14 protein-coding genes are annotated in these 16036 nt (G+C 41.0%); all 14 read left to right on the forward strand.

What is annotated here, in order from left to right; translation table 11 throughout:
- The first annotated feature begins 38 nt into the window (after nucleotides 1–38).
- The gene (locus tag ACMQ5W_RS03790) at nucleotides 39–923 is read left to right on the forward strand and encodes a YicC/YloC family endoribonuclease (protein ID WP_419023509.1); all 885 of its coding nucleotides are present in this window, start codon (nucleotides 39–41) and stop codon (nucleotides 921–923) included.
- Between the two features lie 83 nt (nucleotides 924–1006).
- Nucleotides 1007–1627, forward strand: coding sequence for a guanylate kinase (gene gmk, locus ACMQ5W_RS03795; protein ID WP_148491674.1), 621 nt, complete (start codon nucleotides 1007–1009; stop codon nucleotides 1625–1627).
- Nucleotides 1627–1839, forward strand: a complete 213-nt coding sequence (rpoZ, locus tag ACMQ5W_RS03800; protein WP_067542943.1) for a DNA-directed RNA polymerase subunit omega — start codon at nucleotides 1627–1629, stop codon at nucleotides 1837–1839. Before gmk ends, rpoZ begins: the two co-directional genes overlap by 1 nt.
- Before the next feature lie 217 nt (nucleotides 1840–2056).
- Nucleotides 2057–2434, forward strand: coding sequence for a LytTR family transcriptional regulator DNA-binding domain-containing protein (locus ACMQ5W_RS03805; RefSeq protein ID WP_419023511.1), 378 nt, complete (start codon nucleotides 2057–2059; stop codon nucleotides 2432–2434).
- Nucleotides 2435–2571: 137 nt separating this feature from the next.
- The gene (rpsB, locus tag ACMQ5W_RS03810; protein WP_148491676.1) at nucleotides 2572–3336 is read left to right on the forward strand and encodes a 30S ribosomal protein S2; all 765 of its coding nucleotides are present in this window, start codon (nucleotides 2572–2574) and stop codon (nucleotides 3334–3336) included.
- A 16-nt stretch (nucleotides 3337–3352) separates the two neighbouring features.
- Nucleotides 3353–4282 carry a translation elongation factor Ts gene (gene tsf / locus ACMQ5W_RS03815; RefSeq protein WP_419023513.1) on the forward strand — a complete coding sequence of 310 codons (930 nt, stop codon included), beginning with the start codon at nucleotides 3353–3355 and terminating at the stop codon, nucleotides 4280–4282.
- A 327-nt stretch (nucleotides 4283–4609) separates the two neighbouring features.
- Nucleotides 4610–6853, forward strand: coding sequence for a DUF3656 domain-containing U32 family peptidase (locus ACMQ5W_RS03820; RefSeq protein ID WP_419023515.1), 2244 nt, complete (start codon nucleotides 4610–4612; stop codon nucleotides 6851–6853).
- A gap of 14 nt (nucleotides 6854–6867) precedes the next feature.
- Nucleotides 6868–8598, forward strand: coding sequence for an ATP-binding cassette domain-containing protein (locus ACMQ5W_RS03825; RefSeq protein WP_419023517.1), 1731 nt, complete (start codon nucleotides 6868–6870; stop codon nucleotides 8596–8598).
- 235 nt (nucleotides 8599–8833) lie between these two features.
- A complete protein-coding gene (gene nhaC / locus ACMQ5W_RS03830) occupies nucleotides 8834–10318 on the forward strand; it encodes a Na+/H+ antiporter NhaC (protein WP_419023519.1) in 1485 nt (494 codons plus the stop codon).
- 200 nt (nucleotides 10319–10518) lie between these two features.
- Nucleotides 10519–11313, forward strand: a complete 795-nt coding sequence (locus ACMQ5W_RS03835) for a hypothetical protein (RefSeq protein ID WP_419023521.1) — start codon at nucleotides 10519–10521, stop codon at nucleotides 11311–11313.
- 39 nt (nucleotides 11314–11352) lie between these two features.
- On the forward strand, nucleotides 11353–12381 hold the full coding sequence (hutG, locus tag ACMQ5W_RS03840; protein WP_419023523.1) for a formimidoylglutamase: 1029 nt from the start codon (nucleotides 11353–11355) through the stop codon (nucleotides 12379–12381).
- Nucleotides 12382–12594: 213 nt separating this feature from the next.
- Nucleotides 12595–13545: a type II secretion system protein gene (locus tag ACMQ5W_RS03845; RefSeq protein ID WP_419023524.1), complete on the forward strand. Its 951-nt coding sequence runs from the start codon at nucleotides 12595–12597 to the stop codon at nucleotides 13543–13545.
- A 182-nt stretch (nucleotides 13546–13727) separates the two neighbouring features.
- Nucleotides 13728–14165, forward strand: coding sequence for a hypothetical protein (locus ACMQ5W_RS03850; RefSeq protein ID WP_419023526.1), 438 nt, complete (start codon nucleotides 13728–13730; stop codon nucleotides 14163–14165).
- A gap of 72 nt (nucleotides 14166–14237) precedes the next feature.
- Nucleotides 14238–16036 (forward strand): hypothetical protein (locus tag ACMQ5W_RS03855; RefSeq protein ID WP_419023528.1); only part of this gene is annotated, 1799 nt, incomplete at its 3' end.

The raw sequence follows: 16036 nt of genomic DNA on the forward strand, positions 1-16036 counted from the left end.
GCATTATCATTAACGTATATAAGATGGGAGAAACTTAGATGATAAAAAGCATGACTGGCTTCGGAAGAAGCGAATATAATGACGGAAAGAGGAACATAATCGTTGAGATTAAATCCGTGAATCACAGATATTCTGATATAACGGTAAAAATGCCGAGACGATATTCCTTTGTCGAAGACAAGATAAAGACGACTGTAAAAGACAAGATCAAACGAGGCAAGGTAGATGTTTCTATCATGGTGGAGAATCTGACCGAAAACGATGTGAACATCAAGTTGAACACTATGGTCGCGCAACAGTATTATGACAACTTGAGGGCGCTGCAAGAGGGCTTTGACGTTTCTGGCGATATTTCTCTGCAGATGCTGGCGGGCATGCCGGATGTTCTGAAATCTATTCCAGATGTAGATGACGAAGAAGAAATGACGAAGTGCATTCTGGCTCCAGTAAAGGAAGCCTGTATAAATCTAGAAAAAATGCGAGGAATAGAAGGTGAGAAATTAGCCTCCGACCTGATAATGCGCGGAGATATGATCAAAGGCTTAGTAGATAGAATCGAAGAGCGGGCAGATCTGGTGCCGAAGGCCTATACGGAGAAACTTACGGAGAGAATCAAAGAACTGATCGGAGGCAGTGTGACCATACCAGAAGATAGAATTCTGGTGGAAGCAGCCATCTTTGCTGATAAGTGCAATATCACGGAAGAATTGACTCGTCTCAACAGTCATATGGATCAGATGAAGTCGATCATATCCAAAAGCAGTCAGCCTGATGGCAAAAAGCTGGATTTCCTCGTGCAGGAGATGAACAGGGAGGCGAACACGATCGGGTCAAAGGCCAACGACATAGAAATTACCAATTTGATGCTGCAAGTCAAAGCTGAAATAGAGAAAATCAGAGAGCAAGTACAAAATATCGAATAATTCCTGTGGATTATTCTTGAATCAATTGCAGAAAAATGCTATAATATTAACTCATATATAACAACAGCTTTGAGGAGAAAACAATGGATAGAGCAGAACATTCAGGAAAACTATTTATTATATCGGGTCCGTCGGGCGCTGGCAAAGGTACCATTTGTCAGAGACTTGTAGAAGAGAGCAAAGTAGAAATCTCAGTCTCTATGACGACCAGAAATCCAAGACCTGGTGAGATTAACGGAAAGAGTTATTACTTTACTGATAAAGAGAACTTTCTGGCCGAGATAGATAAAGACGGTTTTCTTGAGTATGCAGAGGTGTATGGCAACTTTTACGGAACACCAAAAGAAAAGGTGATTGAAAAGCTGAGCACCGGTGTGGACGTGGTTTTGGAGATAGATATTCAAGGCGCGCTGAAAGTAAAAGAAGCGTATCCTAATGGAATTTTTATCTTTATCCTGCCTCCGTCGATGGCAGAGCTTCGCAAGCGAATTACAGGACGAGGTTCAGAGACGGAAGAATCCATCAATCTGCGGTTATCCCAGACGTTAAAGGAAGTATCCTACATAGATAAATACGATTATTGTGTTGTCAATGGAGATTTAGAAGAGGCAGTAGCAAGGGTGAAGGCAATCGTCATGGCAGAACATTCAAGAGTGTCTCAAAGTATTTACAAACTGATTGAAAAGTACAAGGAGGAAGTGTAATGCTATATCCATCAATTAATGAAATCCGAAAGAAGGCGGACAGCAGATATACCATCGTTGTCATGGCTGCGAAGAGAGCCAGAGATATCATCGATGGCAAACCTGTTTTAACCGATTGTGAAATCAACAAACCAGTATCCATCGCTGCTCATGAGATTGCAGAAGATCTCATCACATATAAGCGCGAGAATATCGAAGAGATGGAAGGTTAATTTCTAAGTTCGTAATCATACAAAGTTGGCGGTAAGTTGTGATAGAGTTTACAACTGCCGCTTTTTTGTTGCCAGCTTTTACGGGGAATGAGCATAATTTGTCTTTCTTTGTCAAATGAAGTCGGAAAAAAGTGGTTTTTCCCCTTAGACTTTATCTTACTACTATTTTACAATTAAGGTAGATAATGGATTATTCGAGAGTAGGAGGTAACGAAGTATGAAAGACGAAAAGTATATCCCAATTATATGTGGAAAAGAAGCAGCAAAAGTGAAAGTAAGTGATGTTGTCATGGTCATGAAGGATAAGCGGAAACTGCGCATTGTTACCGATAAAAAAGAATATGATTACTATGAGCGTATGGAACGGGTGGAGCCATTTCTCGACAGTCGTTTTTTCTGTTGTCTCAAAGGGTGCTATATCAATATGGAGAAGGTGGTTTCGATGACAGATCAGATGATTTACTTCGATAACGGCTTCAAATTCGGTCTTGGCAGACAGAATTTTATCAGAACTAGACAGAGGTACAAACTTTATTTGAAAAAAACAGAGATAAATGAGAAAAAAGCTTGCAATTGCAAGCAAAATAACATATAATTATTGTCGGCTCGTCCTCGAGCCGATGTTTTTTAATTCAAATTTGCACACCCGGTTGTTTGGCAAGTGGTGCCACACAAAAGATGTGGTTTTATGCACGCGAGACCGAGTGGAAGGTTAACCAGGAGGAAAGAAAAATGGCAGTAATTTCAATGAAACAATTACTAGAAGCTGGTGTACACTTTGGACATCAGACAAGAAGATGGAACCCTAAAATGGCTCCTTACATCTTTACAGAGAGAAACGGAATCTACATCATCGATTTACAGAAAACTGTAAAGAAAATCGAAGAAGCTTATGACTTCATGAAAGAAGTTGGAGCAAGCGGCAAACCAATCCTCTTCGTAGGTACAAAGAAGCAGGCACAGAATGCAATCGTTGACGAAGCAAAGAGATGTGGACAGTACTTTGTAAGCGAAAGATGGTTGGGCGGAATGCTGACAAACTACAAGACAATCAGCGGAAGAATCAAAAGACTCAACGACATCGAAAAGATGGAAGAAGACGGAACTTTTGAAAAACTTTCTAAGAAGGAAGTCATCAAGCTGAGAGCTGAACACGATAAATTAGAGAAGTTCTTAGGCGGAATCAAAGACATGAAGGGAATGCCTGGCGCATTATTCATCGTTGACCCTAAGAAAGAAAGAATTGCAGTAAAAGAAGCTAGAATTCTTGGTATTCCTATCGTTGGAATCGTAGATACTAACTGTGATCCTGATGATGTGGATTACATCATCCCAGCAAATGACGATGCAATCAGGGCTGTCAAATTGATTGCAGGCAGAATGGCCGACGCTGTTATCGAAGCAAACCAGGGCGAGAGCTTTGACGAGGGTCCGGCTGAAGGAGAAGCAGTAGTAGAGGAAGCGGCAACAGAAGAAGCCGCTGCAGATGTAGAATAAGTGGAGGAATAGAATTATGGCAGTAACTGCACAATTAGTAAAAGAATTAAGAGAAATGACTGGCGCAGGCATGATGGACTGCAAAAAGGCATTAGTTGAAACAGATGGTGATATCGATAAAGCCGTTGAAGTGCTAAGAGAAAAAGGATTATCCAAGGCTGCTAAAAAAGCTGGCAGAATCGCAGCAGAAGGCCTGGTACAGATTGCTTTTTCTGACGACCACAAGACCGCTTCTGTTATCGAAGTAAACTCTGAAACTGACTTCGTAGCTAAGAATCCTGAATTCATCGAATTCGTAGATACATTGGCTAAGAAAGTCATAGAGAAGGAAAATCCATGTATGGATTGCTTCATGGAAATGCCTTATGGTGACGAAGGAACTGTAAAAGATGCTCTGACTAACAAGATCTCCAAGATCGGTGAGAACATGAACATCAGAAGATTTGAAAAGATGAACACAGAAGGTGTCGTTTACACTGGCTATATCCACGGTGGCGGCAAAATCGGCGTAATCGTTGGTATCGAAACAGAAGCGACTGCTGCTGAAATCGAGACAGTAGGTAAGGACGTAGCAATGCAGGTTGCATCCATGAATCCTAAGTTTGTCGATGAGACGCAGGTTGACCAGGATTGGCTGGCTTCCGAGACAGAAATCGCAAGACAGTTACTTCTGAACGAAGGCAAGAAAGAAGAACTTCTTGACAGAATCATTCCTGGAAAAATCAAGGCTATTTTGAAGGAAGTATGCCTGGTTGACCAGAAGTTCGTTAAGAACGGTGATTTGACTGTCGCACAGTATGTTGAAGAAGAAGCGAAGAAAATCGGCAAAGCAATGAAGGTTGTCGAGATGATCAGATACGAAGTAGGCGAAGGAATTGAAAAGAAAGAAGAAGACTTCGCTGCAGAAGTAGCAGCTCAGCAGGCTGCAGCAGCTGCAAAGAACTAATCTGAACAGTTAAGCTGTAAAACCCTTGAATACACTGAATTTCAGCGATTCAAGGGTTTTTTGATTCCGCCATGCATTCGCTTTTTGAATTCCTATTGAAAGTTAACGTGTTTTTTCATATAATTGTAATAAAGAAAAGAGGAAAGCAGAAAGAATTTTATAAAACAATGATTCTGGAGAGAAAAACCAAGATCATCGACTATTCATATGATAAACCCATGAAGACGGAAAAACAAATAGCAAAAAACTAATCACTTGTAAGTTAAAACCTCTGAAACGCTGAATTTCAGCAATTCAGAGGCTTTTGATTGAAAACGGGAGGAAAAAATGACGGAACTATTAGCTCCAGCCGGTAATATGGAAAGCTTGAAGGCTGCAATTGCAAACGGTGCAGATGCAATCTATTTAGGTATGCAAAAGTTCGGCGCTCGGGCATATTCTTCTAATTTCGATTTAGAATCATTAGAAGAAGCTGTGAAATATGCGCACCTGCGAGACGTTAAAATCTATGTGACTATGAACACCATTGTATTTGAAGACGAAATCAGTGACATGAAAAAGCAGCTTCACCAATTGAATGAAATCGGCGTGGATGGGGCGATCGTTCAAGATTTAGCTGTATTTGATTACGTCGTCAGAAATTTCATCGATATGGAAGCTCATTGCTCCACCCAGATGGGCTTAGACGATCTGGATGGAACTTTATTATTTAAGGAACTGGGGGCGAAAAGAGTTGTCCTGGCACGTGAAACTTCCATTGAGAAGGTAAAAGAAATAAAAAGAACTGCTAAGATTCCTTTGGAAATCTTCGTCCACGGTGCACTGTGCGTGTCCTACTCCGGAAACTGCCTCATGTCGGGGCTGATTGGATATCGGAGCGGCAACCGGGGCAGATGTGTGGGATCCTGCCGTAAACAGTATGAACTGATTGATACAACAACCAATACTTCTTTAGGTAAAAGCTATATTTTATCGACAAAAGATCTCAATACAATCGACCACATAGACGATCTGAAGGACATCGATTCTTTAAAGATAGAAGGCCGCATGAAGGAGCCTGCTTATGTGGCCAATGTTGTATCTAAATATAGATTAGCATTAGATGGAAAAGCAAGTGATGAGGATAAAGAAAATCTGAACAAAACTTTTAACAGAACGTATACAAAAGGCTATTTGTTTCATGAAGATGTCAAGGATATCACGAATATTCAAAAGCCTAATAATTTTGGCTATGAAATCGGTAAAATCACAAAATCTTTTAAGGGCATGTACGAAATCACCCTGAACAAGATTTTAAATCAGAATGATATCATCAGAATTGACCATGACAATGAAGACGTCAATCTATCGGTTGTAAAACTGTATGATAGAGATGGCAACCTGATCAACAAAGCGGATCATGTATGCTACATCAAAATCAAAGAAAAGCTGTCTATCGGCGACATCGTATATAAGACCAAAGACTATTTATATTACAAAGAGTTAGAGAATACCTTGGATCAGGAATTCAGACGTTTTAACTTGGATATCAAGGTGTATGCTTATCCTGGTTCAAAGCTGGTCATCGATGCAGAAGGTTTGGGATTTCAATACTTATATGAGAGCGCAGAGACTTTAGGAGAGGCAATGAATAACCCTGCAACCAAGGAGCAGGTAGTAAAACAATTCTCCAGATTGAGCGATACTGTATTTACTTTAAATGATGTGGAGTTTGAGGAATATAATGCATTTATTCCGGCCAAATTACTAAATAGTGCGAGAAGAGAAATTGTACAAGGCCTATATGAACTAAAACTGAACAATAAGAAAAAGAGGATAAAAAAGGAAGCGGCAAAAGAGAAGATTTCCTTTACGCTGCAAGAACCATATATCACAGCTGCTGTGACGACGAGGGAACAGTATGACGCCTGTGTGAGCGCAGGAATTACAGAAGTCTATTTTGACAACATTATTAGAAGAAATCAAAATACCTATGAGGAGAGAGAAGGGGCAGTTTTGATTGGAGGATATGGTGGAATTTATCATTACAGGGAAACCAATCCCTTTATCACTGATTATTCCTTGAATGTCGTCAATGCGACCAGCTGCTATGAGCTGCACAGACTAGGTGCTAAAAGGGTGACACTGTCCTATGAATTAAATAAGAAGCAAATAAAAGAACTCATCGATTCTTATTATGAAGCAAATGGTGGCTACCCTGCATTGGAGATGATCGTGTATGGCCGTGCACCTTTGATGTTCACGAAATATTGTCCGCTGAAAAAAATGAATCAGTGCGGTCTCTGCAAATCAAAATCTTATGTGATAGAAGATGAGTATGGATCATTTCCGATTCTTTCTCATGATGACTGCACGACCACGATCCTCAACGGCAAAATATTGAATCTTTTAGATGAAATGCCATCCATAAAGGGGGTAGAAAGCTTCAGGCTTTATTTCACCACGGAATCTCGCGATGAGGTTATGAAAGTCGCCAGTGATGCCTTGAAAAAATTAGAAGGTTCGTTAAATAACTCTCTTTTCAATCAGGAAACTGACACAAGAGGACATTTTAATAAAGAAATTATATAGAGAGGATAACAGAAATGATACAAGTAGAAAAACTTTCTTATGGTTTTCCTGCAAAAGATTTGTATAAAGATATTTCCTTTAAACTGGAGACGGGACAGCACTGTGCCTTGATCGGCAGCAATGGCAGCGGAAAATCGACCCTTGTTGATATGCTCATTCATCCAGATGATTATCTGTACGATGGAAAGATCATCAAAGAAGAAGGATGCCGAATTGGATACGCTAGTCAGTTCAGTGTCAGGGATAAAGCGCAGGAGCGCACAGTTTTTGAGTTTCTAAGTGAGAAATTTTTGAAAAATGAGCGGAACATAGCATCGGTTTGCGAAGAAATGGCGGCGGCAGAGAATATGGAAGCCGCTTTCGAGAAATATCAGGCTCTTTTAGATCTGCATGATGCCATGGATGGAGATCATTATGAGAGCAATATTCAAAAGCAACTGTATGTGGCTGGGATGCGTGAGATAAAAGAAACAAAGCTATCACAGATCAGCGGTGGGGAATATAAAATCCTGCAGATTATGAGAGAAATGCTGTTATCGCCCAATCTTCTTATTCTAGATGAGCCAGATGTATTTCTCGATTTTGCAAATTTAAATAGCCTTTGTCAGCTGGTCAACGGGTATCAAGGAACATTGCTGGTGATTACCCATAACAGATATCTGCTCAATCACTGTTTTAACAAGATTTTACACTTGGAGAATGGTGATGTACAGGAATATGATGGCAGCTATACAGAATATCGCTGCACGATTTTGAAAGAAAAGTTAGAGTTGAAACTGCAGAATCTTGCAGAGCAGGAAGCAATCGAGCATACGGCGGAACTGGTTGATATTCTGAGACACAGGGCGACAGTCATGGTCAATCCCGTCATTGGAAGGTCTGTCAATGCAAAGCAATCGCAGCTTGATCGTCTGCGCGCAAGACAAATAAAGGAGCCTTTTATCGAAGTGCGCGAGCCGGAGATTGTATTGCCTTTAGTAGAACCTGAAGCTGAGCAAACTGTTTTAAGCATTACAGATTATCAGGTGATAGTTGAGAAAAGTTTATTGGAAAACGTGAGCTTTCAATTGCTTGCAGGGGAAAAAGCAGCCATTGTCGGTGCAAACGGTACGGGAAAAACCACTTTGATTCGCGACATCCTAGAGAATCGACATCCTTCTATCCGTATTGATGAGAATACAAGCTATGCATGTCTGTCCCAGCTTCAAGGTGAAAATATAGATGAAAGCAAAACCGTGTACCAGATTATGCAAGAGGACGGATTTGGTTGTGAGGAAAGCGTACGTAGGTATCTTTCAAAATACTGTCTGGAAGGGGACCTATTAAACCAGAAAGCAGGCCAGTTATCAGGCGGAGAACAGAATTTGCTGCAAATTGCCCGACTTGCAAATTCTGATGCCCAGCTTCTGATACTAGACGAACCGACCAGCCACTTAGACATCTACGCACAAATTGCTTTGGAGAAAGCAATTGCTGTATATAAGGGGGCTGTACTGATGGTTAGTCATGATTTCTATTTAGCAGCGAATTGTGCAGATTTCGTACTTTATATAGAAGATCATACTGTCAGGAGAATGCGCACGAGGACATTTCGTAAAATGGTGTATGATAAATACTTTGACCAGAAGTATTTGGAAATCGACAAGAAAAAGCAGGAAATAGAGAAAAACATTACATCAGCTTTTAAACAGAATGATCTTGCAGCAGTGGAAAAACTGTGTAGACAATTAGAAGAACTGAGTTAGAAAGAAGAAACCCTCGAATTTTGAAATTCAAGGGTTTCTTCTTTCTACATCAAGCACATGCAACCACTTTTATTTCATAATTTCCCAGATAGACAGACGATGTTCTCTAAATATTAGGAACGAATTACCTCTCTGCGATTCAGACTAAAGTATGAATTCCACAAATTCAGTTGGGAAACGCAATGCAGCTTAATATATTAAATCAAATATCATGCTGTATTTGAGAGGAGAAATTATGGAAAAAGAAACGAATATGAGTCAGCCTCGAGCGCCTCATTTCTGGGAGGCGATTGTATCCTTCCTCGGACTGATTGCTGTCATGTCCATCGGTATTATTGTTTTTGGTGTAGATCCGCATATTCCAATGTTTATTGGCGTAATCATCGCCGCACTGATTTCATTAAGGCTAGGTTATAAATGGGAAGCGATAGAGGAAATGATGGTTACGGGTATTTCCCGGGCTATGCAGGCAATCTTGATTTTGACGATTGTCGGTATGATGGTCGGCGTATGGCTGCTGTCGGGCACGATTCCTACAATGATTTATTACGGACTGAAATTATTATCGCCATCGGTTTTCTTAGTTGCCAGCGTCTTGATTTGTTCAATTACCTCCTTGGCAACTGGCACTTCATGGGGAACCATGGGAACTATGGGATTAGCACTGATGGGAATTGCTGCAGGTCTTGGCATGCCCATTGGTCCGACAGCTGGGGCAATTCTGTCGGGCTCCTATTTTGGAGACAAATTGTCACCGTTATCAGATACGACAAACTTGGCGCCTGCCATGGCAGGAACAGATGTATTCACCCATGTAAAATACATGATCAAAGCAACCCTCGTCGCTTATGTGATTGCATTGATTTTTTTCGCCGTCTATGGATTCAGGCATGCTGCAGCTAATAATGTAGACACCTCACAGGTTACCGCACTGATAAATGGACTGCAGGCAACTTACAATATTACTCCAATTTTACTGCTGCCGCCGTTAGTGGTTATATTAGCCATCGCATTGAAGGTACCAGCCATTCCAGGAATCACTCTCGGCGTCATTGTAGGGGCAATACTGGCTCCAATCTTTCAGAGCGACGTGGCAATTTTTGATCACAATACCTTGGAACTGCTGCATCACGGTGCCAGCTTTGGAGACATTCTCGATGTTGCCAGAAACGGTTTTACTTGTAACAGTGGACTGAAAGCGTTGGACGATTTGCTCACGACAGGCGGTCTGATGAGCATGGCATCCTCCATCCTGATGACGATTATCGCTATGATGTTCGGCGGCATCATGGAAGGAACCAGACAGCTGGAAGTGATTATCAACAAGATAACCAAGTATGTGAAGAGTGGTCCGGGACTGATCGCAGCAACAGAGGCTACCTGCATTGCCTCTAACGTTGTCATGCCAGAACAGTACATTTCTATTTTAGTTCCGGGAAGAATGTATGCAAATGCCTACCGAAAAGCAGGGTTTCATCCGAAATCATTATCTAACGCTTTGGAGTCAGCTGGTACAGTCACATCCTGTCTGGTGCCGTGGAATACTTGCGGTATGTATATTGCGGCAACCTTGGGCGTTACTGCCGGTACTTATCTGCCGTGGGCGGTATTCAACTATGCGATGCCAATCGTAACACTGCTGATGGCGTTTATCGGGGTCACTATAACCAAGATGACGCCGGAAGAACAGGCAAAAGCCGATGCAGGAGAACTAGTATAACTACGTCCATGCATAGGACTTTGCTATAAATCATATAACCCTCGCGTTCACTTCGTTTATTCGTGAACCTGAGGGTTATATTGTCAATACGAATAGTTTGATTTCCATTATCGGTTGGTAAGGGTGAAAATTTTGTGTTATACTTTAGAAAGCACCGTTGTTGAAAAGGAGGCGATCTGCAGTTGGGAAGGAAAAAATCTATGACAACGAAAAAAATTCTGACATTGATCATCACATTTTCTTTCATCGTTATTTTTGTGCTGACAACGGGTTGTGGCATGAGTAATACAGAGAAACAAAAGGGCTGTGATCTGGTTTCTAAACAGAAGGATTATTTTGCGGATCAAGCGATTCTCCAATATGGACAAGATGCGAGGGTCAAAAACGTCAGGGCAGAAACACGAACGATTTATCACCCTCTTTTCGGTATTCCCAGTGAAAAAAAGATAACTGGAGACCTGTCAGGGGATATTACAGTGGGGAAGGAAACCTTCCGCGGCGTGTATTCCTCGGAAACAGGTGAAATATACAGCGATAAAAACTATGAAAACATTGTTGAGTCTGTTAAGACGTTCTTTCATATCCCAAGTTCTTCGATTTTAGATGTAACTTTGACAGACTCCGCTTATGAAGTATACTACCTGCCTGACGAAATAAACACCTTCAAAGGGATGTTGGAAAATCAATATTTTATGCTGGTTCATATCTACACGACGGAAGACTTAAGGCGTTTTACAAAGGAAGATTTCTCAGCGTTTTATCGCCTTTATGACAAATATGATGAAGATGCAGGTTACGTAGTATTCGTTCAGCTGAAAGATGACGCAGATCTTGGCGCCCTGCAGAGAGATATCAATTCCATAACCTTCGAATATGAAGACAGTCATGGAAAGGTATACGATAATGAATCATATGGTTATGTGGATGCCTTCGAGAAATACCAGATTGAAGGCGCACTCTACCTGGATAAGACGAAATTTATCTATAATCATTAAGTTTACAGCAAGGAATAGATTGGACAAAGGAGTGGATTTATGTTTTTGACAAATTATATGAGTGCAATGGAATACTGGAAAGGAAGAATCGACAGTACCACAGACTACGAAGCTTTCCGTTGGCATCAATGGGTTCAGCCCTTAAATCTCAATGAAGAGAGACCTGCTTTTGAAGGAAAGCTGGGATTTGCTTTTATTGGATTTTGCAGCGATCAGGGAGTAAAGCGCAATAAGGGCAGAGCTGGCACGGCTCTGGCACCTGGCTTTATCAGGGGGCAGATGTCCAATCTGCCGTGTACCTTCACGCAGGAAGTTGTCCTCTATGATGCCGGGGATATTCAATGCGAAGAGATCTCTATGGAAGAGGGCCAGCGGCTTCTTGGCATTGCTGTTGAACGTATTTTAGCCTTGAATCTGTTCCCGCTGGTTTTGGGCGGCGGTCACGAGACGACTTTTGGTCATTTTCAGGGACAATTGGCTGATCAAAGTCTCAGAGAAGAGATGCTGGACATTGGAATTATCAATTTTGACGCCCACTTTGACCTCAGGCCTTATGACAAGGGAAGATCCTCTGGCTCTATGTTCAGCCAGATTGCTGATATATGCTACGAAAGAGGCATGAAATATCATTATCTGCCCCTGGGCATTCAGCAGCACAGCAACACGGTTCAGCTGTTCAAGATTGCAAAGGAGCTGGGAGTAGAGTATATTCTGGCAAGAGAAATACATCATACCAATTATTCTTCAATCTTGGAAAAGGTAGATGCTTTTATGTATGCCTGTGACTCTTTTTATATCACAATCTGCACCGATGTTTTTTCTTCGGCCTTTGCCCCCGGCGTCAGTGCGACCCAGTCCCTGGGAGTAGATCCGGAGGTGGTTCTGCCGCTGATTAAGCATATCTTGAGAACGCGAAAGGTGAAGGGGTTTGATATCTGTGAAATCTCTCCTCGTTTTGATCAGGACAATACTACAGCAAATTTGGGTGCCGTAATTATTTTTACTGTCGTGAGCACCTTGGCCAGGCTAAACCAATTGGAAGTGGATCTGACGGATTTTGCCTATTGACTAGTTTTGAAGTATACACAAAAGGCGTGTTGAAAAAGGCACGCCTTGTATTTTTTGCTCATCAATCAGTAATTCGTATCGGTACAAGGTTTCTGCTATCAGCTGGCAGAACATCGTGGAATGAATATACGGTATTGCAGTTTGACTGTCTGTGCAATAGTGTGATAAAATGTAAAGGCGGAAGTCACAAAACCGGATATGGAGAATGCATGGATGAAAGTAGGTAATATGAGGAATAATAGAGGATTTACATTAGCGGAATTGTTGGTAGCAGTTGCCCTGGTCGGCATTCTGGTTTCTGTTTCGGTTGTCATTTTTTCTGGGCGTACCGCAGAAGCGAAAGAAAATGTCTGCAAAACCAATAGAGATTCTATGCAGCATGGTACTGTAGTTATTTCTATGACAGAGCGGATGAATTGGCTGGATGAGTACGGAACTGGCGGAGTAAACAGCAAAGTGTCAGAAGAGATTATTTCCTATCTGCTTACGGAAGGCTATATAGATGATTTCAAGTGTCCGGCAGGCGGCACCATTTATGCTGCTGATGTACGAGAGGATTTAGTCACTTTTAAATGCACCTACCATGACGACGGGATGGAGCCGGGTGAGGAAAACGCCAACAACCAGGCGGCAAAAGATTTGGCGGATTCAGTGACGAAATACATGGAAAATGATTATACGGGACATAAGACCAATGACTTTATTCTCAATAAGTACACAAAGTCAGAAGCTAGTAAAAAATTTATTGTACCAGGAAAAACAAATGGAATTCTGACTGATTCTGCAATTGAGATGATACTGGAGAAAAAGATTGAAAATGGATATCTGAAAGAGAGTGACAAGGAAAAATATAGGAAAACTTTGCAGACTTATAGGGATACAACACTTTATTTAGTGCCTTATGTCGTGAGCAGTGCAAAAGAACAGAATAAAGTAATCACTTATTATACAACAAAGGAACAGTATGATAAATATTTTGGAGCCAATGCAAATGACGGACATAAACATGGTGTTACCAGCTTGATTTGTTATAACGGTCAGTGGTATTTTGACATTGCACATAACTTAAACAGTTCCTATACGCCGTCAAACTTCTATCAAAGAGAAAGCATTCAGGATTATTTAGAGAGCCTGGTGGAATCCAAAATTTTGCTTCCACTTTAAGCAGTCCCTTGACTGGAAATTACTGTTAGACCATCTTTATTTTGAAGATGGTCTTTTTTGTGTGCAAAAATATAAATACATAATTTTCTGCCCCATTTGTGCCGGCGGCACGCCAAATCCAATTTTAGGTAAGCTAAAATATAAAAAGGACAAGAACAAAATTAAATTAGGATGTGGAAAATGTGAACGATTTTCAATTGTTGGCAAATGAACTCAGCAGCCTTAGAAATGAGGAAGAAGGCAGACGGTTTATACAGGAAAATCATAAAGAAGAGCAGTTTCAATATTTCTTTCAATTCTTGAAATATAAATCTGAAGAAAAAGGCGTACCTTTAGCAAAGATTGTCGCTAACAGCAGGATAAACCGGAATTACGTTTATAACATCACCAGCGGCATCAAGAAGATGCCAGGAAGAGATAAAATTATTGCTCTATGTATTGCTGCAGAAATGGATTTTGCTGAACTTAATGAGGCATTGATGCTCGGCGGAAAGCAGACTATCAACCCGCATGATCCTAGGGACGTATGGATTGTAATCTGCATCAACAACAAAATCAGCGATGTACTGAAGGTCAATCTTTTTCTTGAGGAAAAAGGCTGTGCACCGATCAACATATAATTGATATTCTCCGCAAGCGTAGTGCGGTGGATATATATTAACCTGAATTTTAAGAAGGAAAGGAATGAGGGGATGAAAACAAAAATAAAAAAAGCAGCAGTGATGTTGATGTCGCTGATTATGGTCATGTGTTACATGCCGATGATGGCATTTGCTGGTAACGACAATAGTACAGTGGCAAAAATCGGCGATGAACAATATCAGACATTGCAAGCGGCAGTAGATGCTGCTACTAGCAATGCTGTGATTGAATTACAGCAGAATGTCAGCGAAACGGTAAAAATTAATAAAACTATCACTATCAAGGGAAACGGCCATACTGTTTCCAGTAATGCAGATGTAGGTGATGAAAACCATACGATTCTCATCACTGCCAGTGACGTAAAGCTGGAGAACTTAAAGATTGCATCTACAAATAATTATGCAATACACGCATATGCAAGCCCTGATGGTAGTGCTATTACTGGAATCGGTTTGTCAGATATTACTGTGACGGAGGCAGGAAAAGGGGCCATCCTTTTCAATAACGCTAGTGGAACAATCAGTGGAACAAATGATTTGAAAGGCACATGGGGTGGTATTGAAGTTGACAAGAGTGGAAGTATAACGGTAGCAGCAGATACTAAGATTACTACAACTAATGAGAAGCCTGCCCTTTGGATTGACGGTACTAAAGGTGCCGCAGGAACTGTGGTTGACAATAGTGGTGGATACTATGTCGAAAAAAATGTTACTGTTGATGGCGATAAATCACAAGTGTGGTATGTAAATGCTGCAGCAAAAATCGGGACAAATGGTTATGAAACTTTGCATGATGCATTAAATGCTGTGACAGATAATATGGAAACGACCATTACTGTACTACAGAATACAAACGGCGGAATAATGCTGCCAAAGACAAAAAAAGTCGTTCTGGATTTAAATAATTTTACTTTAGATTTAGATCAGTTAGTCGGGTCTTCAGGGACAGTGACTAATGGAATGCAGCTATTCGGAGAAATTAAGATATTGAATGGCACATTAATCAGTACAAATGACAATGTGAAATTTATGATAAGAAATTATGGAAAACTTATCTTGGAAAACGTCACTTTAGACTGTCCGGATACAATTGATTCTTGCACTATTAATACAATGGGCTACCTAAAGGTAATAAATAGTACAATAAAGGGAAAGATGGATGAAAATGGAAATCCATTAATTTATGCTATTTCTACCTGTGACTATGGCAACACCACTAATAATTGTTATGGAGATAAGGCAATTACGACAATTATAGAGAGTGGTAATATCGATAGTGTCGTTACTGAAGATGGCACTTGGTCAGGCACTAGGAATAAAAACTTGATTACAGAAATCAAAGGTGGAAGAATCGGCTTTCTTGGCATATGGGAATATGGCAGTCACGATGCAAAAGATTACATAGAGACTACAGTTTCTGGTGGAACTTTTATGAATGACGTAAAAGCTATGCTGATGAGCGGATATGTAGAATACAAAAAAGGAACCGAATACATCGTATTAGCTGAAAGCGCAGATGCACCAGTACATTCTTCAGGTATGAATACATGGACCAAGAATGATGAGGGTATATATATTGAGTCTTATGTAACCCCAACACCTACTCCGACACCAACTCCAACACCGGATGACAACGTAACCAGCAACCCTGGGGACAAGACAACGACTGCCGATGTTGAAACCTCAACAGGCGCAGACGGCAAAGCGACTGCCACGGTGGACAAGACAACAGCTGACAAGATTGTTGACAAAGCTGTTGAGAACAAGTCTGAAGAAGTCATCATCGATGCGACGACAAAGGGAGATGCCAAGGCAGCAGAAGTCAAACTCCCTGCTGAAACAGTCAAGGC

The sequence above is a fragment of the Emergencia sp. genome, assembly GCF_048465375.1.
Classification (GTDB): Bacteria; Bacillota; Clostridia; order Peptostreptococcales; family Anaerovoracaceae; genus Senimuribacter.

Coding starts and splice junctions, on each gene's coding strand:
- nhaC (WP_419023519.1), top strand. CDS start 8,834: ATGGAAAAAGAAACGAATATGAGTCAGCCTCGAGCGCCTCATTTCTGG.
- ACMQ5W_RS03825 (WP_419023517.1), top strand. CDS start 6,868: ATGATACAAGTAGAAAAACTTTCTTATGGTTTTCCTGCAAAAGATTTG.
- ACMQ5W_RS03805 (WP_419023511.1), top strand. CDS start 2,057: ATGAAAGACGAAAAGTATATCCCAATTATATGTGGAAAAGAAGCAGCA.
- gmk (WP_148491674.1), top strand. CDS start 1,007: ATGGATAGAGCAGAACATTCAGGAAAACTATTTATTATATCGGGTCCG.
- ACMQ5W_RS03845 (WP_419023524.1), top strand. CDS start 12,595: ATGAAAGTAGGTAATATGAGGAATAATAGAGGATTTACATTAGCGGAA.
- ACMQ5W_RS03835 (WP_419023521.1), top strand. CDS start 10,519: ATGACAACGAAAAAAATTCTGACATTGATCATCACATTTTCTTTCATC.
- ACMQ5W_RS03820 (WP_419023515.1), top strand. CDS start 4,610: ATGACGGAACTATTAGCTCCAGCCGGTAATATGGAAAGCTTGAAGGCT.
- rpoZ (WP_067542943.1), top strand. CDS start 1,627: ATGCTATATCCATCAATTAATGAAATCCGAAAGAAGGCGGACAGCAGA.
- ACMQ5W_RS03790 (WP_419023509.1), top strand. CDS start 39: ATGATAAAAAGCATGACTGGCTTCGGAAGAAGCGAATATAATGACGGA.
- hutG (WP_419023523.1), top strand. CDS start 11,353: ATGTTTTTGACAAATTATATGAGTGCAATGGAATACTGGAAAGGAAGA.
- rpsB (WP_148491676.1), top strand. CDS start 2,572: ATGGCAGTAATTTCAATGAAACAATTACTAGAAGCTGGTGTACACTTT.
- tsf (WP_419023513.1), top strand. CDS start 3,353: ATGGCAGTAACTGCACAATTAGTAAAAGAATTAAGAGAAATGACTGGC.